This window comes from Pedobacter nototheniae, from assembly GCF_004335085.1.
In the GTDB taxonomy this organism is placed as follows: Bacteria; Bacteroidota; Bacteroidia; order Sphingobacteriales; family Sphingobacteriaceae; genus Pedobacter; species Pedobacter nototheniae.
Map to the genome: position 1 here is coordinate 1 of NZ_RQRS01000055.1, position 1,284 is coordinate 1,284.

At 39.6% G+C, this 1,284-nt stretch carries 1 protein-coding gene; it reads right to left on the bottom strand.

The window, feature by feature from the left end:
* Nucleotides 1-64: 64 nt before the first annotated feature.
* A complete protein-coding gene (locus tag EHC72_RS22450) occupies nucleotides 65-1,063 on the bottom strand; it encodes an IS110 family RNA-guided transposase (RefSeq protein ID WP_131539956.1) in 999 nt (332 codons plus the stop codon).
* Between the last annotated feature and the right edge of the window lie 221 nt (nucleotides 1,064-1,284).

The following is a 1,284-nucleotide window of genomic DNA, read 5'->3' on the forward strand; positions in this document are numbered from 1 at the left end:
GTATTCTATGGTTAATGCAAACAAAAAGTTAATTATTTTTTGAGAAGCATTACTTTAGAATTATTTATGCTGCTAGGTTTGATATGTAGGGTGTTCCTCTTTTTACTGCAGCAAATGCTCTGCTCAATAATTTGTTTTTGATTACATTCAGCACGCACATTGAATTTTTCCCCTCAGCTTTTTTTCGATCATAATATCTTTTGAATTCATTATCCTTTTTGATTGTGTTGAGTGCGCACATGGTTAACAAGGCTTTTAGTTTCTTGTTTGCCAGGCTACTCACCCTATTCTTGCCCCTTATGCTCGTTCCCGAACTATATGGGAATGGTGCTATGCCGCAATAACTTGCAAACTTTCGGTAACAAGAGAATGCAGAAAAAGCTTCTGTGTGGATCAGGATAAAGAATGCGGTTTGCTTTCCGATCCCGTGGACACTCTTTACAAGGTTGAACTTTGTGTTCAGGTCCTGGTCGGCCTCTATTACGGCAGCAAGCTCTGCGTCTACCTTTTTTATGCGCTCTGCATATATTGCCAGTATTTCCTGGCTATCGGCTATACAATATGTGGCATTCTCACCATCAAAGCCCTTAAGTTCCGAACAGGTACATTTGAGGGATGTCTGGTGCCTTACTAGTTGTTCCCGGTGAGTCAGTAGATGTTTAAGTTTTGAGGTTGTTGCCGAGGGAAAGCGGTAAGGGCGTGCCTTATGCTCATTTGAAAAAGCGTAGTGTGCGATTGCAAGTGCATCCGCCTTATCAGATTTCCCACGTTTCAGACCAATCGAGCGTTTGATGTGCAATCCATTCTCTACCCATAGAGATAGACCGTTCGCATCCATAAAACTCGTTATCGGGCAGATGTAGAGTCCGGTATGTTCACAACAGAAAAGCACCTCCTCAAATGCATAACCATAGACTGCAAGCCATTCTAGCATCTCGCCAAAGCCATCATAACTGTTCTTGAAAACATGGTGTGAGGCCTCGGTAAAGCTTTTTCGGGTAAATGCGACAACATCAATAGTTAATTTGGAAATATCTATTCCCACAAATAGTTCATAATTCATAACTTTACGTTTAAGTGAATAGAAAGCCTAAAGTTGAATAAAACTGAATCCCTTAATAGTCCCCTAGACTAAAATTCTATATGGTTCTTGTTCAACTAAAAAGCAGAGGTCTGTTACAGGTTTTAGATCTTAAATCTGGATATGAACATAGTTCACCTCTGCTTTTAAGGTTTTCTTTATCAAATTTAAATCTTTGATAATCTTTCTCAAACCTAAGGGAT

Excerpts from the sequence above, each read along its gene's own strand:
- EHC72_RS22450 (WP_131539956.1), bottom strand. The coding sequence starts at position 1,063 with ATGAATTATGAACTATTTGTGGGAATAGATATTTCCAAATTAACTATT.